This is a genomic window from Pseudomonas sp. Marseille-Q7302 (genome assembly GCF_965111925.1).
This window is the reverse complement of sequence record NZ_CBCOPK010000001.1, coordinates 1364266-1385997: the sequence shown is the minus strand read 5'-3', so window position 1 is coordinate 1385997 and position 21732 is coordinate 1364266. Positions and strand designations below refer to the sequence as shown.

Annotated in this window: 20 protein-coding genes; 11 read left to right on the top strand and 9 right to left on the bottom strand. The window is 66.1% G+C overall.

The window, feature by feature from the left end; genetic code table 11:
* The first annotated feature begins 19 nt into the window (after positions 1-19).
* The gene (locus ACWPW1_RS06390) at positions 20-2584 is read left to right on the top strand and encodes an EAL domain-containing protein (RefSeq protein WP_434776003.1); all 2565 of its coding nucleotides are present in this window, start codon (positions 20-22) and stop codon (positions 2582-2584) included.
* A 28-nt stretch (positions 2585-2612) separates the two neighbouring features.
* On the opposite strand, the gene ACWPW1_RS06385 is transcribed toward ACWPW1_RS06390, so the two are convergent.
* Positions 2613-3575, bottom strand: a complete 963-nt coding sequence (locus tag ACWPW1_RS06385) for a GlxA family transcriptional regulator (protein ID WP_454252600.1) — start codon at positions 3573-3575, stop codon at positions 2613-2615.
* A gap of 284 nt (positions 3576-3859) precedes the next feature.
* Positions 3860-5818 carry an acetate--CoA ligase gene (gene acs / locus ACWPW1_RS06380; protein ID WP_059313969.1) on the bottom strand — a complete coding sequence of 653 codons (1959 nt, stop codon included), beginning with the start codon at positions 5816-5818 and terminating at the stop codon, positions 3860-3862.
* 163 nt (positions 5819-5981) lie between these two features.
* On the opposite strand from acs, the gene ACWPW1_RS06375 reads away from it, so the two are divergent.
* Positions 5982-6332 (top strand): 4a-hydroxytetrahydrobiopterin dehydratase, encoded by a 351-nt coding sequence (locus ACWPW1_RS06375; RefSeq protein ID WP_434776002.1) that lies wholly within the window; start codon positions 5982-5984, stop codon positions 6330-6332.
* A gap of 29 nt (positions 6333-6361) precedes the next feature.
* On the opposite strand, the gene ACWPW1_RS06370 is transcribed toward ACWPW1_RS06375, so the two are convergent.
* Positions 6362-6775 carry a VOC family protein gene (locus ACWPW1_RS06370; protein WP_434776001.1) on the bottom strand — a complete coding sequence of 138 codons (414 nt, stop codon included), beginning with the start codon at positions 6773-6775 and terminating at the stop codon, positions 6362-6364.
* A 125-nt stretch (positions 6776-6900) separates the two neighbouring features.
* On the opposite strand from ACWPW1_RS06370, the gene ACWPW1_RS06365 reads away from it, so the two are divergent.
* Both ACWPW1_RS06365 and ACWPW1_RS06360 read left to right on the top strand, forming a co-directional pair.
* The gene (locus tag ACWPW1_RS06365) at positions 6901-7125 is read left to right on the top strand and encodes a hypothetical protein (RefSeq protein WP_059316831.1); all 225 of its coding nucleotides are present in this window, start codon (positions 6901-6903) and stop codon (positions 7123-7125) included.
* 2 nt (positions 7126-7127) lie between these two features.
* Entirely contained in the window at positions 7128-7580 is a 453-nt protein-coding gene (locus ACWPW1_RS06360) for a GNAT family N-acetyltransferase (protein ID WP_434776000.1), read from the top strand.
* On the opposite strand, the gene ACWPW1_RS06355 is transcribed toward ACWPW1_RS06360, so the two are convergent.
* Complete coding sequence (locus ACWPW1_RS06355; RefSeq protein ID WP_042136137.1) at positions 7577-7789, bottom strand: DUF3820 family protein; 213 nt, start codon at positions 7787-7789, stop codon at positions 7577-7579. The genes ACWPW1_RS06360 and ACWPW1_RS06355 overlap by 4 nt on opposite strands.
* A gap of 122 nt (positions 7790-7911) precedes the next feature.
* On the opposite strand from ACWPW1_RS06355, the gene ACWPW1_RS06350 reads away from it, so the two are divergent.
* Positions 7912-8721, top strand: a complete 810-nt coding sequence (locus tag ACWPW1_RS06350; RefSeq protein ID WP_059313965.1) for an SDR family NAD(P)-dependent oxidoreductase — start codon at positions 7912-7914, stop codon at positions 8719-8721.
* A 535-nt stretch (positions 8722-9256) separates the two neighbouring features.
* Entirely contained in the window at positions 9257-10885 is a 1629-nt protein-coding gene (locus ACWPW1_RS06345; protein ID WP_454252599.1) for a methyl-accepting chemotaxis protein, read from the top strand.
* Positions 10886-10926: 41 nt separating this feature from the next.
* Here ACWPW1_RS06345 and ACWPW1_RS06340 read toward each other — a convergent pair whose 3' ends face one another.
* Positions 10927-11118, bottom strand: a complete 192-nt coding sequence (locus ACWPW1_RS06340) for a hypothetical protein (RefSeq protein ID WP_454252598.1) — start codon at positions 11116-11118, stop codon at positions 10927-10929.
* 193 nt (positions 11119-11311) lie between these two features.
* On the opposite strand from ACWPW1_RS06340, the gene ACWPW1_RS06335 reads away from it, so the two are divergent.
* Entirely contained in the window at positions 11312-12004 is a 693-nt protein-coding gene (locus ACWPW1_RS06335) for an aspartate/glutamate racemase family protein (protein ID WP_454252597.1), read from the top strand.
* Here the strand turns inward: ACWPW1_RS06335 and ACWPW1_RS06330 are convergent.
* Positions 12001-13317 (bottom strand): leucine-rich repeat-containing protein kinase family protein, encoded by a 1317-nt coding sequence (locus ACWPW1_RS06330; RefSeq protein ID WP_454252596.1) that lies wholly within the window; start codon positions 13315-13317, stop codon positions 12001-12003. The genes ACWPW1_RS06335 and ACWPW1_RS06330 overlap by 4 nt on opposite strands.
* A gap of 74 nt (positions 13318-13391) precedes the next feature.
* Positions 13392-14069: a haloacid dehalogenase type II gene (locus ACWPW1_RS06325; protein ID WP_454252595.1), complete on the bottom strand. Its 678-nt coding sequence runs from the start codon at positions 14067-14069 to the stop codon at positions 13392-13394.
* Positions 14070-14303: 234 nt separating this feature from the next.
* Here ACWPW1_RS06325 and ACWPW1_RS06320 point away from each other — a divergent pair, with 234 nt between their 5' ends.
* The 4 genes from ACWPW1_RS06320 to ACWPW1_RS06305 all read left to right on the top strand — a co-directional run bounded on the left by ACWPW1_RS06320 (position 14304) and on the right by ACWPW1_RS06305 (position 19961).
* A complete protein-coding gene (locus ACWPW1_RS06320; protein ID WP_454252594.1) occupies positions 14304-16061 on the top strand; it encodes a putative bifunctional diguanylate cyclase/phosphodiesterase in 1758 nt (585 codons plus the stop codon).
* A gap of 83 nt (positions 16062-16144) precedes the next feature.
* Positions 16145-17398: a sensor domain-containing phosphodiesterase gene (locus ACWPW1_RS06315; protein ID WP_454252593.1), complete on the top strand. Its 1254-nt coding sequence runs from the start codon at positions 16145-16147 to the stop codon at positions 17396-17398.
* A gap of 119 nt (positions 17399-17517) precedes the next feature.
* Complete coding sequence (locus ACWPW1_RS06310) at positions 17518-18765, top strand: GGDEF domain-containing response regulator (protein ID WP_271654153.1); 1248 nt, start codon at positions 17518-17520, stop codon at positions 18763-18765.
* Between the two features lie 116 nt (positions 18766-18881).
* A complete protein-coding gene (locus ACWPW1_RS06305) occupies positions 18882-19961 on the top strand; it encodes an SMP-30/gluconolactonase/LRE family protein (protein ID WP_454252592.1) in 1080 nt (359 codons plus the stop codon).
* Positions 19962-19964: 3 nt separating this feature from the next.
* Here ACWPW1_RS06305 and ACWPW1_RS06300 read toward each other — a convergent pair whose 3' ends face one another.
* Together ACWPW1_RS06300 and ACWPW1_RS06295 are read right to left on the bottom strand one after the other, a co-directional pair.
* Positions 19965-20318 (bottom strand): hypothetical protein, encoded by a 354-nt coding sequence (locus ACWPW1_RS06300; RefSeq protein WP_059313956.1) that lies wholly within the window; start codon positions 20316-20318, stop codon positions 19965-19967.
* 140 nt (positions 20319-20458) lie between these two features.
* A complete protein-coding gene (locus tag ACWPW1_RS06295; protein WP_454253905.1) occupies positions 20459-21544 on the bottom strand; it encodes a DUF1615 domain-containing protein in 1086 nt (361 codons plus the stop codon).
* Positions 21545-21732: the final 188 nt, after the last annotated feature.

The window sequence follows — 21732 nt, the reverse complement described above, 5'->3', positions numbered from 1 at the left end:
AATCAGCCAGGGTTCAGGCATGTCATCATCTCCAGTGTCCGGCAGCGCACCGCCGCGCCGGCGCGGCCACACCATCATCCTGCGGTTGTTTCCGGCACTGTGCGTACTGCTGCTGGCGCTCATCGGCCTGGGCTGCTACCTGCTGGTCGACAACGCCGTGCGCCAGGATGCCACTGTCGCCCAGCAGACCGAGCGCGCCATTGGCCGTACCTTCACACGCCTCGACGAAGAGGTCGCCCGCAACCTCATCGACTACAGCAAATGGGACGAGGCCTATCTCCGCCTCCACCAGGCGCTGGACAGTGACTGGGCCTTCGCGCAGGGCAACCTCGGCGAGTCGCTGTTCCGGGTCTATGGCTACGAAGGGGTGCTGGTGTTCGACGGCCAGAACCAGCCCCGCTATCGCCTGCTCGATGGCCAGCTCGCCGACCCCGCCACGCCCTGGCTGGCCGGCGACGTCGCCGGTCTGCTGGCGGCCGCACGCAGCGCGGATGCCCGCGCCGGCAGCGTCTCCGGCGTCCTGAACGTAGGCGGTACGCCAGCGCTGGTGGCCGCTGCCGCCATCACGCCGAGCGACCATGCCGGCGTCCGCCCCCAGGATCCCCCAGCCTCGGTGCTGGTGTTCGTCAATGTCCTGAGTCCGGCCAAGCTGGCCATGCTGAGCGAAGTCAACGGCCTGCCACCCCTGGGCATCACCACCGACCCGACCGGCAGCCGCGCCAGCTGGCAACTGCCGGGCTCCCGCTATCAGCTGACCTGGCGCCCGCCGCGTCCGGGGTTGTGGCTCATGCAGCAGACCCTGCCGCTATTCGGTGGTGGCGTCCTGATCCTGCTGTTGGGGCTGATCTGGCTGTTTCGTCAGGCGCTGGTCTCGATGCGCCAGCTGGATGCCCAGTACGACGACCTCCTGGCCAGCCGCAGCGAATTGGCCATCGGCGAACGCCGCTTCCGCGATATCGCCGAGGCGACCTCGGACTGGCTATGGGAGGTCGACGCCAACCTGCGTCTGGTCTACGTTTCGGAGCGCTTCGCCGAGGTCACCGGCGAGGCCGCCGAACGTTGGCTGGGGCGCCCGCTCAACGAGCTGCTGACACCCCATGCCGATACCCTGGCGCACTGGCTCGCCAGCCATGAGCACGATCGCAAGCCGCGACCGCCCCTGGTCTGCCACTACCTGGACGGCAGTGGTCGCGAGCGCACCTGTCGGGTGGCGGCCCGCGCCATTCCCGAGGGTGGCTATCGCGGCACCGTCACGGATCTCACCGACGAGATCGAAGCCCTGGCCCAGGTGCAGCACCTGTCCTGGCACGACCCCCTGACCGGCCTGCCCAATCGCCACCGCCTGCACCAGTTTCTCGCCACCCGCCTGGACGGTCCGGACCCGCGTCCCCTGGCCCTGATCAGCCTGGATCTGGATCGCTTCAAGACGGTCAACGACGCCCTCGGTCATGCGGCCGGTGACCAGGTCCTGCAGGAAGTGGCACAGCGCCTGCGGCAGAACGTGACCGCCACCGATCTGGTGGCGCGGCTGGGCGGCGACGAATTCTGCGTGGTGCTCAGCGGCGAACGCGACCCACGCGCCATCGCCGACCTCTGCCGGCGCCTGGTGGAGCAGTTGCGCCAGCCCTTCCGCCTCGGCGAGCAGCGGGTGTTCATCGGCAGCAGCCTGGGCGTGGCCCTGGCGCCACGGGATACCGGCATCCCGGCGGAACTGCTGCGGCTGGCGGACATCGCGCTCTACCAGGCCAAGGCGGCCGGTCGCGGCACCTGGCGCTTCCACGAGCCGGCCATGAACGAACAGGTGCTGCTGCGCCGGCAGTTGGAACAGGACCTGCGCCAGGCCTTGCGCGACAACCGTCTCAGTCTCTACTACCAACCACGGCGCTGCCTGGCCGATGGCAGTCTGCGCGGCTTCGAGGCCCTGGTACGGTGGGACCATCCCACCCAGGGCCTACTGGAACCCCTGGACTTCCTGGCCTTGGCGGAAGACGCCGGGCTCGGGCAACGCCTGGGACGCTGGGTGCTGGAGACCGCCTGCCACGATGCCCAGGGCTGGCCGGAACAGCTCTCGGTATCGGTGAACCTGTCGCCGCAGCAATTCCATGCCAACGAGGATCCGGTGCAGACCGTAGCCGAGGTGCTCTATCAGAGCGGCCTGGCGGCGCCCCGTCTGGAGCTGGAACTTACCGAGCGTACCCTGCTGGATCCGGCGGCGGACGTGGCCAACACCCTGGGCGCGCTCAAGGGCCTGGGCGTGCGCCTGTGCCTGGACGACTTCGGCTCCGGCCTGTGCTCCCTGGCCTATCTGCGCCGCTATCCACTGGACGGCATCCGCCTCGATCGCAGTCTGATCCCGCGGCCCGACCATGCGCCGGAAGACAGTGCCCTGGTTCGGGCGATGATCGACCTCGGTCGGTCACTGGGGCTGACGGTAACGCTCAAGGGCGTGGAAGACGCCGACCACCTGCGCCAGGTGCAGCACCTGCCGGCGGACGAGATCCAGGGCTTCCACTGCGGCGCGCCCTTGCCAGCCAACCGCCTGGGCACCTGGCTGGGCGAAGTGGCGGCGCAGCCGCTGAGCTGAAGTGACGGGCGTGGGCCAGGCCCTTCGCCTAGCGCTCGGCCACCATGCTGCCCTCGCCTGCCGCGCCGCGGCGCTGGTTGCGGTCATCGCGGGGGGTGACGCCGAAGAAGTTGCGATAGGCGCTGGAAAAGTGCGGTCCCGACGAGAAGCCGCAGGACAGGCCGATCTGGATGATGGACTTGCTGGTCTGGGTGAGCATCTTGCGCGCCCGGTTCAGCCGCAATTCCAAGTAGTACTGGCTGGGCACCCGCGCCAGGTACTGCTTGAAGATCCGCTCCAGCTGCCGGCGGGACACACAGACGTGCTGGGCGATCTCGTCGGTGGTGAGGGGCTCTTCGATGTTGGCTTCCATCAGCATCACCGCCTGGGTCAGCTTGGGATGACTCGACCCCAGCCGATTCTTCAGCGGAATGCGCTGCCGCTCGCTGCCTTCGCGCAGGCGCTCGACGATCAGCTCCTCGGCGATGGTGCCGGCCTGTTCGGCGTCGCGATCGCGACCGATCATGGCCAGCAGGAGATCGAGGATGGCCAGGCCACCGCAGGCGGTCAGGCGATCGCGATCCCATTCGTAGAGATGATGGGTGGCGATGACCTTGGGAAACTGCTCGCTGAATTCCTCCAGCCAGCGCCAGTGCACGGCGGCGCGATGACCGTCGAGCAGGCCGAGCTGGGCCAGGATATGCACGCCCGCGGAAAAGCCTCCCATGACCACACCGGCCCGGGCGGTCTGGCGCAGCGCCGCGACCAGGGGCGGCGGCAGCGCGGGCGAAGGTTCGTCGGCCAGCACGAAGAGCCGATCCAGGCGTTCCAGCTGCCCCTCCCAGTGGCCACCCGGCAGCCGCGGCTGCAAGTCGCTGCCAGGCTGCAGGAAGCGCACCTCGTAGGGCGTATCGCTCGAATGGCGAGCAGCGAGTTCCAGCGCTTCCTCGACCAGGCCCACGGTCAGCGGACGAACGTCGGGCCACAGCAGAAAGGCGATGCGGATGGTCATCTAACGTCTGGCTTCCTGTCGAGAGCGGCGGGTGCGGACCGATCCGGGGACCGCGCGCCATGAAACCCTTGTGGGGTGCACGCATGGTACGCCGGAGTGGTGCCCCTGTCCCGGCCTTTGCCACGGGTAGCGGACCGATGTGCGCTCCGGTCCGCCGGCTGGCGCGATTCTAGCCCCGGCTGACCGGCCAGGGCTTTTACCCTGGCGACAAGTCCTTATAGGGACGCCCAAAAGAAACCGCCCGCGACCGGTGACGGTCGCGGGCGGCTGGCAAGACGGATGGATCAGGCCACGGCCTGGCTCATCTGCTGATGGGTACCGACCAGGTGCTGGACCACGCCCGGGTCGGCCAGGGTGGAGATGTCACCGAGGGAGTCATACTCACCCACGGCGATCTTGCGCAGGATGCGCCTCATGATCTTGCCGGAACGGGTCTTGGGCAGACCAGGCGCCCACTGGATGACGTCGGGCGTGGCGATGGGCCCGATCTCCTTGCGCACCCACTGCTTGAGCTCCTGGCGCAGCGCCTCGCTGCCCTCCTCGCCCTGGTTGAGGGTGACGTAGACATAGATGCCCTGGCCCTTGAGGTCATGGGGCATGCCCACCACCGCGGCCTCGGCGACCTTGGCATGGGCGACCAGGGCGCTCTCGATCTCGGCGGTGCCCATGCGATGGCCGGAGACGTTGAGCACGTCATCGACGCGACCGGTGATCCAGTAGTAGCCATCTTCGTCGCGGCGGGCGCCGTCACCGGTGAAGTACATGCCCTTGAAGGTCTTGAAATAGGTGTCGACGAAGCGGTCGTGGTCACCATAGATGGAGCGCGACTGGCCCGGCCAGGAATCGAGGATCACCAGGTTGCCTTCCACGGCGCCGTCGAGCAGGTTGCCCTCGTTGTCCACCAGTGCCGGCTGGATGCCGAAGAACGGGCGGGTCGCCGAACCGGGCTTCTGGCCGATGGCGCCGGGCAGCGGGCTGATGAGGATGCCGCCGGTCTCGGTCTGCCACCAGGTATCGACGATGGGGCAGCGCTCCTGGCCCACGGTCTTGTAGTACCAGTGCCAGGCCTCGGGGTTGATGGGCTCGCCAACGGACCCGAGCAGGCGCAGGCTGCTGCCGTCGACGCCCTGCATGGCCGCATCGCCCTGGGCCATCATGGCGCGGATGGCGGTGGGCGCGGTGTAGAGGATGTTGACCTGGTGCTTGTCCACCACCTGGCCCATGCGGGTGACGTCAGGGTAGTTGGGCACGCCCTCGAACAGCAGGGTGGTGGCGCCATTGGCCAGGGGGCCGTAGACGATGTAGCTGTGGCCGGTGATCCAGCCGACGTCGGCGGTGCACCAGTAGACCTCGCCGGGGCGATAGTCGAAGACCCGCTCGTGGGTCAGGGCGGCATAGGTCAGGTAGCCACCGGTGGTGTGCAGGATGCCCTTGGGCTTGCCGGTGGAGCCGGAGGTATAGAGGATGAACAGCGGCGCCTCGGCGGACATCTCCTTGGGCTCGCAGTGCTCCGGGGCCACCGAGGTGATGTCTTCATACCAGACGTCACGGTGGCGGTGCCAGGCGATGTCGGCGCCGGTGCGCTTGCAGACGATCACCTTACGCACCGAATAGGTGGCCGGGTTGGTCAGGGCCTCGTCGACGTTGGCCTTGAGCGGGATCTTGCGACCGCCGCGCACGCCTTCGTCGGCGGTGATGACCAGCTTGGACTGGCAGTCGCTGATGCGGCCGGCCAGGGATTCAGGGGAGAAACCGCCAAACACCACCGAGTGCACCGCGCCAATGCGGGCGCAGGCCAGCATGGCGACCACGGCCTCGGGAATCATCGGCATGTAGATGGTTACTACGTCGCCGCGATGGATGTCCTGGCCGCGCAGGGCGTTGGCCAGCTGGCAGACCTCGCGATGCAGTTCGCGGTAGGTGATGTGACGGCTGTCGGCCGGATCGTCGCCTTCCCAGATGATGGCGGTCTGGTCGCCACGGGTTTCCAGGTGGCGGTCCAGGCAGTTGTAGGAGGCATTCAGGGTGCCGTCGGCGAACCACTGGATGTCGACCCGATGATCGTCGAAGGAGGTCTGCTTGACCCGGCTGAAGGGCTTGATCCAGTCCAGGCGCTGGGCCTGCTCGCGCCAGAAGCCATCGGGGTTGAGGATGGACTGCTGGTACAGGCGACGATAGGTGACTTCATCGGTCAGGGTCCGGGAAGCGACTTCCGCGCGGACCGGGTAGAAAGCGGCACTCATGGGACGATCTCCTCGGCGGGAAACTGTTGTTCTTGTTACCTTCCGTTGTACGGCGCGCACCGGTTTCGGGCCATTCGACCATGGTCGGACGGGACGCCATAGGCTGACCGGCGGGTCTGGTACCCTTCCGCTTTAATGACTTTCTTCCCTCAAGGAGCGCCCCATGGCCGATCTCGCCCAGTCCCATTGCGTCCCCTGCCGCTCCAGTGAGCCGGCCTTGAGCGAGGCCGCCAGTGCCGAATTGCTCAAGGCCGTCCCGGGGTGGACGCTGGTGGAACGCGAGGGGGTTCCGCGGCTGGAGCGCCGCTATGGCTTCGGCAACTTTCTCGAAGCCCTGGACTTCACCAATCGGGTCGGCCGGGAGGCCCAGCACGAGGATCATCACCCGGCCCTGCTCACCGAATGGGGCGCGGTAACGGTGAGCTGGTGGACGCACAACATCGGCGGCCTGCACCGCAACGACTTCATCATGGCGGCCCGCACCGACGCGGTCGCCCTGTCGGCCAGCGTCTAGCCGCTGGATCGACGACTCAAGGCACGGCCCTAGTCGCAGGCGGCGGTCAGCCCCTCGGCATGGACGAAGCACAGCTTGTTGCCTTCCGGATCGCGGCAATAGGCGGCGTAGAAGTCCGGGCCATACCCTGGCCGCACCCCGGGCGCGCCCTCGTCGCTGCCGCTCAGCTGCAGCGCCCGGTGCCAGGCCGCTTCCACTGCCGCTGGCGACGGTGCGGCAAAGCTCACCTGCACGCCGTTGCCCCAGGAGGCCGGCAGGCCATTGAACGGCAACTGCACATAGAATTGCGGCCACTCTCGACCTGGCCGCTGCCAGCCACACCCGGGCGGGCCACCGTCGTCTTCGGCCGGCATCCGTACCAGGCCGAGTTCGTGCAACACGCCGTCGTAAAAATCGATCAGGCGCTCCAGATCACGCGCGCCTACCTGTACATGACTGAACATGCGGCTCTGCTCCTGCGAAAAGGGTCATCAGGTCACGTTAGACCAGTCCGCCGCGGCTGCCTATCGGCTCGACAAGCCCGGTCCGGGCGGTTAGCGTGGCGGCCTTTGCCTTTGACGACATGCCCATGAACCTGCGCAACCTTCCCCGCCTGACCAAGATCGGCCTGGTCTTCTTTATCCTCGGCCTGCTGGGCGTGGCCTTCGCCCTCTATGGTCTCTATCAGGGCCCACGGCCCGCCGAGCCCGGCGCCATGCGCAGCCTGCTGTTTGCCGCCGGCCTGCAACTGACCGGCTACGTGCTGCTCAACCGCAATCGCTTCCGCATGCTGTCCGGCCGGCGCAAGGACTGACCATGGCCATCCAGTGGACCTGCCGCGCTGCCCCGACACTGACCACCGCGGAGCTCTATGCCGCCCTGGTGCTGCGCGCCCGGGTCTTCGTGGTGGAGCAGCAGTGCGTCTATCCCGATCCCGACGGCCTGGATCTGACGGAAGACGTCTGGCACCTGTTCGGTTGGCAGGATGGCGAACTGCTCGCCTATCTCCGGCTGCTCGGCGCGGTGCGTGACGAGGCGGTGATCGGCCGGGTGATCGTGGCGCCGCAAGGCCGGGGCAGCGGTCTCGGCCATCAGTTGCTGGAAGAGGCCCTGCGGGTCTGCGCCGAGCGCTGGCCCGGGCGTCCGCTGTTCCTCTCCGCCCAGGCCCACCTGCAGGCCTACTATGGCCGCTACGGCTTCACGCCCTGCTCAGGGGTGTATGACGAGGATGGGATTCCGCATATCGATATGCGCCGTGTGGCGGACTAGCGTCGCCGCAGCGGATCGAGCAGCGGCTTGAGGCCGTTGTGGTCGATCTCCTGCATCAGCGCCAACAGCCGCCCCAGTTCGCCGGGCGGAAAGCCGCTGCGGGCGAACCAGTTGAGGTAGTGACCCGGCAGATCAGCCAGTAGACGGCCGGCGTACTTGCCATAGGGCATGGTCCAGGTCACCAGGGCTTCCAGATCCGCGGGCTGCATCGCTTGTCTCCTCTACACGGCGTGGCGATTATGCCATGCCGGTTCGGGTTACCCGTCGGTTGCGGGGAGCGCCACGCCTACGCGACGATCCCAGCTACAACAGGTCTGCAGAGGATTTCAGCATGAGCAATGTTACCCGGCCACTGGCCGCCGTTACCGGTGCCTCCAGCGGCATCGGCTTCGAATTGGCCAAGCAGCTGGCCCGCCATGGTCATGATCTGCTGCTGGTTTCCCGTGGCGATGGTCTGGATGCCGCCGAGCGGGAGCTGCGCGCCCTGGGGGTCAAGGTCTGGAGCCATGCGGCCGACCTGCGCACTGCCGTGGGCGTGGAAGAGACCTATAGATTCCTGCGCCGCCAAGGGCGGCCGCTGGACGTCGTGGTGCTCAACGCCGGGGTTGGCCTCGGCGGCGCCTTCGTCGGCCAGACGCGCCTGGAAGACGAGATGGCGCTGATCCAGCTCAATGTGATGTCCACCGTGCACCTGGCCAAACTGGTCTTGCCGGACATGGTCGCCGCCGGTCGCGGCCGGGTGCTCTTTACCTCGTCCATCTCGGCCACGGCGCCGATTCCCTTCGAGGCGGTCTACGGCGCCTCCAAGGCCTTCATCAATTCCTTCGCCTTCGCCGTGCGCAACGAACTCAAAGACAGCGGCGTAACCCTCACGGTGCTCATGCCCGGCCAGACCGATACCAACTTCTTCCACCGCGCCGGCGAGGACGACACCAGCGTCGGCGCCGGTCCCAAGAACGATCCGGTACAGGTCGCGGCCCAGGGCTATGCCGCCCTGATGCAGGGCCTGGATCATGTCTACGGCGGTGGGCCCGAGGTCCAACATGAGGGCGAGGTGCTCAATCGCGTCGAGAGCGAAGCCCAGAAGGCCGAACGTCACCGCGCCTGGTCGGAACCCGGGTCGGCGCAGAAGGACGACTGAGAACCGGTTTTCAACTGGCATCGGGCCCAAGCGGCCCGATGCCAGGACAAGGGCCTTCGAAACCTGCATCACCACCCCGCGCTCACGTCGCCTACCTCCGGTTATTTCATCATTGCTATTTCTTTGGGCGCCGGTAGTTAACTTAGCCCTTTAACTTCCTGGCGTTTTGATTGAAGCAAAACATCCATACCGGACTATTTAAATTATTTCGGACCATTAAGTCCGAAATGCAGGACCACGTTATCCAGTTATTTTCCTTATTAGTACCATCTTGAGGTGCAATAGCTACCCTCCGCTCGGACGCCAACCAAAGATCCCATGTCGTATAGGAATGCCTTATTACATCCCAAAATGCCTCTCAGGCTGATAGACCGGAAAAATAGCGCCATAAGATTGACTAAACAAAAAGAGAAGATGCAAAGCTATCGCGCTACCGATCAAGCGCAGATTCAGCTTATTCATCGGCCACCTGATTCAAGTTCCATTGTTTTTTGAAACATTGCCGCCAGTCATTTCCAGCAATTAGGAGCGGTTAATGTCATTAAGGAATCTGAAAATAGGTAGCAGAGCGCTGCTGTGCTTTACCAGTTTCGCGGTCTTGCTGATTGGCCTCGGGCTATTCAGCCTGAACCAGATCGGCAAGCTTCGGGAGAGCGAGCAACAGATCGAGCATGGCAGCCTGGGCGGCACCAGAATCGCAGCCGAACTCGAGTCCGCCATCCTGCAGATTCGCCTGGAAACCCTGAGATTCGTCACGACCACCGACAGCAACGTGAGTCAGACCAGTCAGGCCCAGCTCAAGCAGGAGCTGGAGCGCTTCGGCAAGGCGCTGGAAAGCTATCAAAGCGTGGTCGGCAGCGACAAGGAAGCCGGCATCTATCAGGAATTGCGCCAACTCATCGCCCCCTGGCGTACGGCCCTGGACGAGGTGCTGCGGCGCTCGGCCAGCGAAGGCACCGACGCTGCTCGAAGCTATCTGAACCAGACCTTCCGTCCGCTCAACGAGCCGGTGCTGGCCAAGGTTCAGGGCCTCATCAAGGTCAATCGTGAGCAGGCCACCGAGATCGGCAAGGAAGCGACCAGCCTCTATGAGCAGAGCCTCACCTATGTGACCGCTACCATGGTCCTGGCACTGGTCATGACCCTGCTGATCGCCTGGCGCTTCACCCAGAGCCTGGTGGTGCCGGTCCGCCGCAGCATGGCGGTGGCCGAAAGCATCGCCAATGGCGACCTCATGCAATCCTGGCAGGACCAGGGCCGCGACGAGATCCACCAACTGAGCCTGACCTTCGAGCGGATGCGCAGCAATCTGGTGCAAACCCTGCAGCAGATCAGCGATTCCGCCATCCAGCTGGCGTCGGCCGCCACCGAGATGCACGCAGTGACCGAAGACGCCAACCGGGGCCTGAATCAGCAGAATCAGGAAATCGAACAGGCCGCCACTGCCGTCAACCAGATGACCGCGGCGGTGGAAGAAGTCGCCCGCAACGCCGAGAGCACCTCGACCGAGGCGCGTGATTCCGATACCGCCTCGCGCCAGGGTCGCGCCAGCGTCGAACAGACCGTGCATGCCATCGAGGCGCTCAATGGCAACGTCACCGACAGCAGCCAGCAAATCCAGCAACTGGCAAACGATGTCGGCAACATCACCACCGTATTGGAGGTGATCCGCGGGGTGGCCGAACAGACCAACCTGCTGGCCCTCAACGCCGCCATCGAAGCCGCGCGTGCCGGCGATGCGGGCCGGGGCTTCGCCGTGGTCGCCGACGAGGTACGGGCGCTGGCGCAACGGACTCAACAATCGACCCAGGAGATCGAAGCCGTCATCAGCCAGGTGCAGCGCGGCAGCAGCGAGGCGGTCAGCACCATGAATGCCACCGCCGGTCTCGCCCAGCGCACCCTGAACCTGGCGCAGGATTCGGAACAGTCGCTGGCGGTCATCACCAGCGCGGTGACCGGTATCACCGAACGCACCACCCTGATCGCCACCGCTGCCGAAGAACAGGCCCATGTGGCCCGGGAAGTGGACCGGGCGCTGGTGACCATCCGCGACCTCTCGGTACAGAGCGCCGCCGGTGCCAGCCAGACCGCCACGGCCAGCAGCGAACTCTCGCAACTGGCGGTGCAGATGAATCAGCTGGTGGGTCGTTTCAAGGTGGCCTAAGCGAGGCGTCCGCCGGCCTCCAGGCTGGCGGACGGCTTGCCCTAGTCGACCGGCTTGGCTCCAGGCATGCCGCATTTGGCGAACTTGCCCTGGGCGTCCTTGCATCGCGCGGCCTTGGCCTTGGTCGTGTCGCACTTGACGAACGTGCCCTGGGCATCCCGACAGGGCGCCGCCTGGACACTGGCAGACGCGAAGAGCGTCAGGGCTACCGCGGTGAACAGTGCCTTGAGCATGACGATCACCTCCAGGGCCGACAGTGGCCTTTGGCAAGCATAGCGAAGGGTGGTGCCGTCGCCAGTCGCCGACTCGCTTGCCGCCTGGCGGTCGCACGCCGCACTGTACCGCTCCATCCAAGCGCCACTGCCTCTCTTCATCCGTCGCGCCCGCCAGGCAAGATGGCCTCTTTGGCCACCGAGAGAAAAATCCATGCGTACCCTGGGCCTGCTGGGCGGCATGAGCTGGGAGAGTTCGGCTCACTACTATCGCATCCTCAACGAAGAGGTCCGGCGCCGGCTGGGCGGCAGTCATTCGGCCGCCTGCCTGCTGCTGTCGGTGGATTTCGCCGAGATCGCCGCCCTGCAGCATGCGGGTGACTGGACGACGCTGGGTCAGCGCTTGCAAGGCCATGCGCGGCAGCTGGCGGCCGGCGGTGCCGAGGCGCTGGTGCTCTGCACCAACACCATGCACTGCCTGGCGACGGAAATCGAGGGGGCCGCCCCGCTGCCGCTGTTGCACATCGCCGATCCCACGGGTGCGGCGATCCGTGCCCAGGGCCTTCAGACCATTGGCCTGCTGGGTACCGCCTTCACCATGGAACAGGCCTTCTATCGCGAGCGCCTGACGGAGCGTTTTGGCCTGGAGGTACGGGTACCCGAGCTGGCAGGGCGCCAGACCGTACACCGCATCATCTACGAGGAGCTGGTGCGGGGTGAGGTACGCGCGGAATCACGAGAAGCCTACCGCGCGGTCATCGGCGAGCTGGTCGCCCAGGGCGCCGAGGGCATCGTGCTCGGCTGCACGGAGATCATGCTGCTGGTGGACCAGAGCGACAGTGCGGTGCCGCTGTTCGACACCACCCGACTGCACGCCCTGGCTGCCGTGGACTGGGCGCTGAGTTAGGTGTCGGCCCGACCCTGCAGGCGACGCGCCACGTCCGCCAGCAGCGGGCGCGCATCCAGCGTACTCTGCTGGCACTCCTCGGCCAGGGCCGCCAGGGCCGGATCGACCGGTTCGCTGCACCGCGCCAGCCATTCGTCCAGCAGGATGCCAAAGGCGCGACTCTCGAAGCGCTGCAGCCGGGCGGCCTGCGCGGTGTCGTCGGGCAGCAGGGAGGCACCGCCGAAGTCACCCAGCAGGCAGCGCGCGCCGCCATCCCAGAGGATGTTGTGGGCATAGAAGTCACCATGGACCAAGCCGTGGCCATGCAGGTGCGCCAGGGCGCTGGCCATGCCGCCCGCCATCTCGCGTACGGCGGCGGCGGTAAAGCGGGTGTCTTCCGGATAGACGTCACGGCTGCAGGTGGTGAAGCTGGGCGGACCGGCCAGATTGCCGAAGGCCGGTTCCACCAGTTCCAGCACCAAGCCGCTGCGCTGCTCGGGATGATCGGCCAGATCGCCCAGGGCGCCGATCAGCCAGGGATGGGTACCGGCACTGAGACTGGCGGCGCTTTCGCTTTCCGGGGTGCCGTCACTGGTCATGCTGCCCTTGAACAGCTTGACCGCCACCTCGCGCGGGCCCTCGGGCGACTGCCAGCACGCCTGGTGAATGATGCCGGAGGCGCCCTCCCCCAGCCGCTCGCCAAGCTGCAGATCGCGCCAGGCGATGCGTTGCTGCTGGGCCGCCTGGGCCCGCACCGCCTGTTCGCGGGCGGCGCCGAGGGGGTTGTCACCATAGGCCAGCCAGGTCAGCCGCGGCAGGTCGAGAATGGCCGGCGGCAGCGCCGCGAAGCGATTCGCCGACAGGCGCAGGAGTTCCAGCTGGTGCAGCTCGGCCATGCTCGCCGGCAATGCCTCCAGCTGATTGCCCGCCAACATTAGTTTTTGCAGCGCCGGGCGTTCGCCCAGGGCGGTCGGCAGGGTAGCGATGCGGTTGTCGGTCAGGATCAACCAGCGCAACCGCGGCGGCAGCGCAGCCGCGCTCACCTGCTCCAGCTCACAGGCCTTGAAGCCGATCATCTCCAGGTTGGGCAGCGTGCCCAGCACCTCGGGCAATTCGGTGAAGGGATTGCCCGAGCAGAAGAGAATGCGCAACCGGTGCAGCCGGCCCAGATCAGCGGGCAGATGGGTCAGCCGGTTGCCGGACAGGTCAAGGATTTCCAGGCTGTCGGCCAGGGCATAGATCTCTTCGGGAAACTCGGTCAGGTCGGCGCGCAGGGTCAGCCGCGTGGCCCCCGCCAGTTCGCCGGCGCGCAGCCGGGCTAGGGTATCCGTCATGGCAAAGCGACTCTCACTGTCTTGAAAAACCGGCACTTGGCCGGTGATGGCGCGGACGTTAGCACGCCAGGCCGCTAGCTGCGGCCCTCATGCGCCAGAATGCGCGCCACTGCCTCTCTCAGGTCGCTTCCGGTCACCACGGGGGGTGCCAGGGGATTGGCCACCTGGTCGGGGCGCCGCTGCACGAGGGCGCCCTTGAAGCCGGCGGCCTGGGCCCCGGCGATGTCCCAGCCGTGGACGGCGACCAGCCACAGACGCTCGGCCGGCTGCCCCAGGCTGGCGGCGGCCTGGCGATAGGTGGCAGTGGCCGGCTTGCTGGCGCCGGCGTCCTCGGCGGAAAGAATGGTGGCGAAGGCGTCGCTCAGGCCAGCGTGCTCAAGCTGTGCCTGGGTGGCGGCGCGGGCGTTGTTGGAGAAGGCGATACAGTGCACGCCCTGCTCCCGGGCGAAGTCGAGTCCAGGTCTGACGTCGGGATGGGCGGGTAAGGCTTTCAGCGCCGCGGCCACCCGCTGCTTGTCGGACGCGGTCAGCGAACGCCCGAGCCGCTCGCCGACCATGTCCAGCGCCGCCTGGCCCTGGACCTCGAAGGGCGCATGGCGGCCACAGAGTTCGGCCGTCATGGCATTCTGCAGGGTCTGGGCGAACCACAGTTCACGGCTATGGGGATTGCCGAACAGCTCGCTGAACAGGCCATCCAGCGCGGACAGGTCGAGCACGGTCTCGTTGATGTCGAACAGGCAGGTGAGGGTCATGGGGAATACTCGGCGGCGAATGTCTCTTCGACCAGGGCTCGCGATTGAGGTGCAGCCGCGCTAAGGTTTTAGCCTGGCAGGAGCGACGAAAAGGCTAAAGCCTTACGATTTCTCGCCGATACCTCAGTCGAGCTGCCTCTCGCTTGCCGCCCCCGTCCGGCTCGAGTGGCAACAGTTCTCCCAAGATGTGCTTGTTGCCCGTACAAGGCTCATCGACCCGCCCGAGATAGCCCGATGGCCGATTCCCTGCAGTACGAAGATGATCGCCTCAACGCCCTGCACGCCCTGGAGTTGCTCGACTCGGCGCCAGCGGAGGAATTCGATCGCCTCTGCGAACTGGTCGCCAGCAGTTTCAACGTGCCGACCGCGCTGATCAGCCTAGTGGACCGCGACCGTCAGTGGTTCAAGGCACGGGTTGGCTTCGACCTCCCGCAGATGCCGAGAGAGGACGCCTTCTGCGCCCATACCATCCAGGCGGCGGACGGCCGGATGGAGATCAACGATGCTCGTTGCGATGCGCGCTTCAGCCATAACCCGCTGGTGGTGCGCGCGCCCCATGTGCGCTTCTATGCGGGTTCGACCCTGGTCACCGAGGGCGGCTATGCCATCGGTAGCCTGTGCATTCTCGACAGCCAGCCACGGGAACTGAACGCGACGGAACGCAAGCGGCTGGACGACTTCGCCGCCCAGGTGATGAGGCTCATCGCCTTGCGCCAGCACCTGCGCCGACGCGACCCGGTCAGCGGCTTGCCCAACCGCCAGCAGTTCCAGGCGGATGTCGCCCAACTGGCCGAACTCCGTCCCGGCGAGTTGCGTCTGCTGGTGCTGATAGACCCCCTGGAAACCCAGTGGAAGGACCAACTGGTCCTGGCCCAAGGCATGTGGCCCTTCGAGACCTTCTTGCGCTGCCTGGCCCTCCGGCTGTGCGACGCCCTGAGCGAGCGGGCCAAGGTCTATCACGTGGACACCAGGCGATTCGCCTTCCTGCTGCCCGCGGACTGCGACTATCCGCCCCTGCTGGACACTCTGATCGCCCAGTTGAGGACGCCGGTACAAGCCGACCGGATCCCCATCGACCCACCGGTGAAGGCCGGCGTGGTGCCCTTCGTGCTGACGCCAGGCGAGGTGCGCGACCTGCTGCGCAAGGGCCTGGTGGCCGTCGACCAGGCAGCCCTGAGCCCGCGCCACTGGGGACTCTACGAGCGACCGCAGGACCAGGCCTTCCAGCGGATCTTCCAGCTGGTGCGGCAACTTCCCGAAGCCCTCGAACGCGGCGACTTCAGCCTGGCCTTCCAGCCACGCCTGGCCTTGCCCGACCGTACCCTGTGCAGTGCCGAGGCCTTGCTGCGCTGGACTCACCCGCAACTCGGCCCCATCGCGCCCGGCGACTTCATCCCGGCGATCGAGAAGACCGCGCTGATCCACAGCGTCACGCGCTGGGTGATCCGCACCGCCATCGCCCAGCTGGCGCGCTGGGACAGTGACTACCAGGGGCGGCTGTCGCTCAACCTGTCGCCCCGGGATTTCGACGAGGGCGACTTGGTGGCGCTGTTGCGCGAGACCTGCCAGCGCCAAGGTGTGGACCCGCGGCGGCTGGAAGTCGAGATCACCGAAGGGGAATGGCTCAGGCGTAATCCGGAGGCCATCGCGCAGCTGCACGACCTGCGTGCCCTGGGACTGAACATCGCCATCGACGACTTCGGCAGCGGCTACAGCAATTTCGCCTACCTCTACGAATTACCGGTCACCAGCGTCAAGCTCGACCGCTCGCTGATCCATGACCTGCCCAGCGACCCGCGCAAGCAGGAGGTGGTCAGGGCACTGCTGGCGCTGATCGGCAAGCTGGGCTATCGCAGCGTCGCCGAAGGGATAGAGACGGAAGACGTGCTGACCTTTCTGCAAGACGCCGGCTGTGACGAGGTTCAGGGCTATCTGCTGGCGCGGCCCATGGCCCTGCCCGCCTTCGAGGCCTGGTACGCCAAACAGGGTTAAGTCGAAAGGACGAAGTCATTTGACTGACAAATTCATTCCAGGCTCTACACTGGTTCAGGTCGTAGTTTCCCGGGAGTGAGGACATGAGGGAATCAGGTACCGAGTTGTTGGACGTGGTTGGCCTGGATACCGGCAATCTGAGCAGCCAGGGCTGCATTGACAAGGTGCTGCACGCGCTGCGCACCCATCTGAACATGGACGTGGCCTTTCTGGCCGAATTTCGTCAGCAGGATCGCGTCTTCCGCAATGTCGATGCCGAGCCCGACGCGCCGATCAAGGCCGGTGATGCGCTGCCGCTCAGCCAGGGCTATTGCCAGCAGGTGGTCACCGGACATCTGCCTGAACTCATCCCCGATACCCGCGCCATCGGCGCCACCCGCTTGATCCCGGAAACCCGCGCCGTACCCATCGGCGCGCACCTGAGCGTGCCTGTCCGTCTCAACGATGGCGAACTCTATGGCACCTTCTGTTGCTTCAGGTACCAGCCTGATCCGACCTTGAGTCCGCGCGATCTGGAACTGGTACGAACCTTCGCCGAACTGGTGGCGGATCGTCTCAGCCTGGATGCCTCCAGCCGCCGCGGCCAGGTTGAGATGCGCCAACGTATCCAGGGCGCGGTGGCCGCCCATCAACCCAGCATCGTCTACCAGCCGATCTATTACCTGGCCGATCTGCGCATTGCCGGCTGGGAATCCCTGTCGCGCTTCCACTGCCCACCGCAACGCAGCCCCGACCTGTGGTTTTCCGAGGCCAGCGCCATCGGTCTGGGCGACGAACTCGAAGAAAGCGCCATGCGCTATGCGTTGCAAGGTTTGCAGAGCCTGCCGGACGATACCTACCTGACCATGAACTGTTCACCGCAGACCATCCTGGCCGGCCGCCTGCCCGCGCTGCTGGCTGGCAATCCGCCGGGACGGCTGGTACTGGAGATCACCGAGCACGCCGAGGTGAACGACTACGATGCCCTCCACGCCCAGTTGCGACCCTTGCGGGCGCAGGGCGTGCGCCTGGCCATCGACGATGCCGGCGCCGGTTATTCGAGCCTGAGGCACATCCTCAAGCTGCGCCCGGACATGATCAAGCTGGACATGAGCCTGGTCCGTGACATCGACAGCGACGCCGAACGCCGGGCGCTTGCCTCGGCGATCATCGCCTTCGCCCGCGAGACGCGTAAGGAAGTGATCGCCGAGGGCGTGGAAACCCTCGCCGAACTGGCGACCCTCAAGGCCTTGCAGGTGGACAAGGTGCAGGGCAACCTGCTGAGTCGCCCGCTACCGCGCGACGACGCCCTGCGCCTGCCCCGGCAGCGCCAACTCGAAGGCCAGCAGGACAGCTGAATCGAAGGATCGGCGGCCATTCAAGTCGCCGATCCTTTGGCCGATACGCCTAGGCGAATCATCGCTTCACCTGACGCCAGACCCGCTCTCGGCCGACCTTTGCCCTGCAGGAGTTACCGGTGCGTTCCATCCTGGTCATCGAAGACAGCCCCATGGTCCTCAAGATCCTGGCGCACCTCTTTCGGCAGCAGCGCGAATTCGAGCCGGTGTTCTGCGCAACCCTGGCCGAAGCCGAGCTGATGCTGGAGACCTCGGCCAACCTCTTCTTCGCCGCCCTGGTGGATCTCAACCTGCCCGACGCCGCCAATGGCGAAAGCGTTGACCTGGTGCTGCGCTATCGGCTGCCCTGCATCGTCCTGAGCGGTTCCTACGACGAACGTCGGCGCGACGACCTCTTGACCAAGGGCGTGGTCGACTATGTGCTCAAGGAGAGCCAGTACTCCTACGAATTCGCCTTCCGCCTGCTGCGCCGGCTGGACAGCAATACCGCGGTCAAGATCCTGATCGCCGAGGATTCCGACGCCACCCGCAACTACATCCGTCACGTGCTGACGCCCCACCGCTACCAGTTGCTGGATGCCTGCGACGGCAACGAGGCCCTGCGCCTGCTGCAGGAGCAGCCGGACATCGACCTGCTGGTGGTGGACCACAGCATGCCCGGCATCAGCGGTTTCGAACTGGTGCAGCTGTTGCGCCAGAAGCTGCGGCGTCACGATCTCAGCATCATCGGGCTGTCAGCGGACGAGAAGGGGTCGCTCAGCGCCAAGTTCATCAAGCAGGGCGCCGACGACTTCCTGCGCAAGCCCTTCTGCCCCGAGGAGCTCAACTGCCGGGTGGTCTCGACCCTGGAGCGTCGGGATCTCATGCGCGCCCTGACCCATGCCGCCCAGTACGATTCCCTGACCGGCCTGCGCAATCGCCGCGCCTTCCAGGATCAGGCCCGGGACTGGTTTCGCCAGGCCGAGCGCGAGGGGCGGTCGCTCAGCGTCGCCATGCTCGACCTGGATCACTTCAAGCGCATCAACGACGAATACGGTCATGCCAGTGGCGACAGCGCCTTGGTGGTGTTCGCCCAGGCCCTGGCGCGCACCCTGCCCCAGGACCTGACCGGTCGCCTGGGTGGCGAGGAATTCGCCCTGGTCAGCCGGATGCCGCCGGAGCAGTTGCTGCAGGCACTGGATCTGTTGCGGCGTTACTGCCACGCCCAGACCTATGCCCCCGGCGCGCCACCGCTGTCGTTCAGCGCGGGCGTCTTCAGTGGCCTCGCCAACGACCTCGAAGGTTTCCTGCACGAAGCCGATCGCCGTCTCTATCAGGCCAAGCGCCAGGGCCGTGGGCGTACCTGTCTGGTGCTGGACGCCGACTAGGTCAGCACCCGGGTTGGCGCGATCCACCACAAGACATATGATGTCGTACGATCAGCCTGGCTCGCCGGGCTGATGCGTATCGTCTCGTCCAACAATAACAAGCAAGGACCTGCCTCATGCACGACTCCCATCCGGGTCTCGCTCGGCCATTGTCACGTCGCCGGCTGCTCCAGGGCGGCCTGGTCTGCGGCGCCGCCCTCACGCTGCCCAGCCTCGCCCGTGCCGCCGAACCCCTGAGCCAACGCTATCCCGATCCGCTCATCGAGATCCTTGATGACCGCTTCCTGGAACTGCGCCTCTTCAATGCCAGCGTCGAGCGTCTGGCCACCGGTCTGCGCTGGGCCGAGGGGCCGGTCTGGATCGGCGACGGCAACTACCTGCTGATGAGCGACATCCCCAACAACCGCATCATCCGCTGGGATGAGGTCAGCGGCCGGCTGGACACCTATCGCCCCCAGTCGAATTTCTCCAATGGCCTGACCCGCGACCGCCAGGGCCGGCTGATCGCTTGCGAAGGTTCCACCACCCACGGCCAGGGCCGGCGGGTCACCCGCACCGAGCACGATGGCCGCATCACGGTGCTGGCCGATAACTTCGAGGGCAAGCCGTTCAACTCCCCCAACGACGTGGTGGTCAAGCGGGATGGCTCCATCTGGTTCAGCGATCCGCCGTTCCAGGCGAACAGCGATTACGAGGGCCATCGCGTGAAGACCGAGCAACCCGACGGGGTCTATCGCATCGACGGCGAGAGTCTGGCGGTCACCCGGGTGATCGGCGACCTCAACGGCCCCAATGGCCTGGCCTTCTCGCCGGACGAAAAGCTGCTCTATGTGGTCGAGGGCCGCGCCAAGCCCAATCGCCTGGTATGGGCCTATACCGTCAAGGACGACGGCAGCCTGGGCGAGCGCCGCAAGCACATCGAGGCGCTGGAGTTCGGCGCCCTGGATGGCATCAAGTGCGACGTGGCGGGCAATCTCTGGTGCGGCTGGGGTAGCAGCGGCGCCCCGGCGGCCAAGCCCGAGGTGCTCGATGGCGTGCGGGTGTTCGATCCCAGCGGCAAGGCACTGGGGCATATCCATCTGCCGGAACGCTGCCCCAACCTCTGCTTTGGTGGCCCGGAAGGCAACCGGCTGTTCATGGCCGGCTCCCACTCGCTCTATAGCCTCTACGTCAACATCCGCGGCGCCGGACTCTAGCCGCTAGCGGGACTCGGGCGGTGATTGCTCGACCAGGGTGGTCAGGGAGTCGAGCACGTTGTCCAGGGCATAGGCCGCCTCGAAGCGCGCCAGGTTCTGCGTGAGGTCGGCCAGGCTGGTGGTGATCCCCAACCAGTTGCCCAGGCCGATCTGGCGCGCCGCTTCCGGTAGCGAGCAGCCGCCATCGCGGCGTTCCAGCCAGGCCAGCACCAGCTCGGGCGGGGTATTGGCTTCGAGGCCCAGGGTGCGCAGCAGGCGCAGGGCCTTGGCCTGTTCGCGGGGCGGCAGCCGATGGCGGGCCGACGGGGTGGGCTGGTCGACGATAAGCGTCAACCGGGAGCCGGGGATATCGGTCATCTGGACCTCTAGGGGACTACACCAGAACCGTACGGCGTAAGGCCGCTTCATCTCCCCATGGTAGGGCAATAGTCTGGCCAATTGCCATACCTTGCCCTGGCCCTCATCGCCCTGACAGCGCCGTTCGGCCCCTGCCCCACTCAGCGCGCGGCGCGGCTCCGGCAGCGCTGCCAGCGCTCTTCCACCCGCTGGGCGAACCAGGCGGTGGTCAGGGTGCGGGTAATCTTGGGGCTCTCCAGGGTGATGCCCGGCAGGACGGCACGCGGCAGGCTGCGGCCGGCCTTGCGCTCGGCCAGGGCATAGACCTTGGCATAGAGATCGGTCTTGGCGAAGTCTTCCGAATTGCCCGCTTCCAGATCGTGGCGGATGGCGATGTCGCTCATGCCCAGTGCCGGGGCCAGGCGATTCACCGCGCGCTCGGTCTCGCCCTGGGTCCGCGAGCCGGGCACCACCAGATCACCATCCAGCGCCAGCTTCACCCCTGAAGCTCGGCTCACCGCACTCTGGAAGGCGGCGTTGCGACTGGCATACCAGCCGGCGTTGAAATCGGCGAAGCGATACAGTGGGGTGGGATAGTCCGCCGGATAGCCCAGCAGGTGCGCGGTGCCGAAATAGAGGCCACCACGTCGGCTGAACACCTCGTGGCGAATGGAGCCCTCGTGGTCATAGGGATAGTCGCGGGCATGGGCCTCGGCGAAGTCGATGCTGACCTGCATGGGGCCGCCGGTGCGCACCGGATTGAAGCGTCCGAACAGCTGGCTACCCAGAGGCACCATGGCGATGAAGTCCTCGAAGATCAGACTCAGTTCGCGCTCGGTACGGGCACCGTCCAGGCGCTGGGCATAGGTCTTGCCGCTGGGCGACTGGAGATTGAGCGCCGTGCGCACCAGCAGCTGAGGCACATAGGCCCGCGCCGCGCGCCGATCGATCTCCTCGCGGGCGATCCGCCCCAGCCCCGGCACCGGAGGATCGACCTGGTAGGTGGACTCCTGCTCTGCCACAGCCAACACAGCGCAGAGATTGTCCGTCGAGGGATCGAGCTCCTGGGCGCTGAAGGCGGTCTGGATGTCGCTCGCCCAGCCCTGCCGATCCGCCACCTTGGCGGGCAGCAGGCGCAGGAGCTCGGCCCGCACCTCGGCTGGCGAGCGGGTGGGCCCCTGGGAGGTGGGCGTCAGGCTGCAACCGGCCAGTACCAGTGCACCAGCGAGGACGGTCCAGCTACGCAGCCGCGACCGGGTGGGTAGAGAAAGGGCAGGCAGGACGAAGGCGGACGACACGGCAGCTCCAAGAAGATTTCTTTGGCCGCTTTGACCACGCTCCACGTCAAAAGGCTGAGCCAGAAGATTTATAACTATTGGTTATATAGATGTAACGCTTTCATTCAAGCAGCCGCGTCTGTCCGCTGGGATTCCCC

Excerpts from the sequence above, each read along its gene's own strand:
- ACWPW1_RS06390 (WP_434776003.1), top strand. The coding sequence starts at position 20 with ATGTCATCATCTCCAGTGTCCGGCAGCGCACCGCCGCGCCGGCGCGGC.
- ACWPW1_RS06385 (WP_454252600.1), bottom strand. The coding sequence starts at position 3,575 with ATGACCATCCGCATCGCCTTTCTGCTGTGGCCCGACGTTCGTCCGCTG.
- acs (WP_059313969.1), bottom strand. The coding sequence starts at position 5,818 with ATGAGTGCCGCTTTCTACCCGGTCCGCGCGGAAGTCGCTTCCCGGACC.
- ACWPW1_RS06375 (WP_434776002.1), top strand. The coding sequence starts at position 5,982 with ATGGCCGATCTCGCCCAGTCCCATTGCGTCCCCTGCCGCTCCAGTGAG.
- ACWPW1_RS06370 (WP_434776001.1), bottom strand. The coding sequence starts at position 6,775 with ATGTTCAGTCATGTACAGGTAGGCGCGCGTGATCTGGAGCGCCTGATC.
- ACWPW1_RS06365 (WP_059316831.1), top strand. The coding sequence starts at position 6,901 with ATGAACCTGCGCAACCTTCCCCGCCTGACCAAGATCGGCCTGGTCTTC.
- ACWPW1_RS06360 (WP_434776000.1), top strand. The coding sequence starts at position 7,128 with ATGGCCATCCAGTGGACCTGCCGCGCTGCCCCGACACTGACCACCGCG.
- ACWPW1_RS06355 (WP_042136137.1), bottom strand. The coding sequence starts at position 7,789 with ATGCAGCCCGCGGATCTGGAAGCCCTGGTGACCTGGACCATGCCCTAT.
- ACWPW1_RS06350 (WP_059313965.1), top strand. The coding sequence starts at position 7,912 with ATGAGCAATGTTACCCGGCCACTGGCCGCCGTTACCGGTGCCTCCAGC.
- ACWPW1_RS06345 (WP_454252599.1), top strand. The coding sequence starts at position 9,257 with ATGTCATTAAGGAATCTGAAAATAGGTAGCAGAGCGCTGCTGTGCTTT.
- ACWPW1_RS06340 (WP_454252598.1), bottom strand. The coding sequence starts at position 11,118 with ATGCTCAAGGCACTGTTCACCGCGGTAGCCCTGACGCTCTTCGCGTCT.
- ACWPW1_RS06335 (WP_454252597.1), top strand. The coding sequence starts at position 11,312 with ATGCGTACCCTGGGCCTGCTGGGCGGCATGAGCTGGGAGAGTTCGGCT.
- ACWPW1_RS06330 (WP_454252596.1), bottom strand. The coding sequence starts at position 13,317 with ATGACGGATACCCTAGCCCGGCTGCGCGCCGGCGAACTGGCGGGGGCC.
- ACWPW1_RS06325 (WP_454252595.1), bottom strand. The coding sequence starts at position 14,069 with ATGACCCTCACCTGCCTGTTCGACATCAACGAGACCGTGCTCGACCTG.
- ACWPW1_RS06320 (WP_454252594.1), top strand. The coding sequence starts at position 14,304 with ATGGCCGATTCCCTGCAGTACGAAGATGATCGCCTCAACGCCCTGCAC.
- ACWPW1_RS06315 (WP_454252593.1), top strand. The coding sequence starts at position 16,145 with ATGAGGGAATCAGGTACCGAGTTGTTGGACGTGGTTGGCCTGGATACC.
- ACWPW1_RS06305 (WP_454252592.1), top strand. The coding sequence starts at position 18,882 with ATGCACGACTCCCATCCGGGTCTCGCTCGGCCATTGTCACGTCGCCGG.
- ACWPW1_RS06300 (WP_059313956.1), bottom strand. The coding sequence starts at position 20,318 with ATGACCGATATCCCCGGCTCCCGGTTGACGCTTATCGTCGACCAGCCC.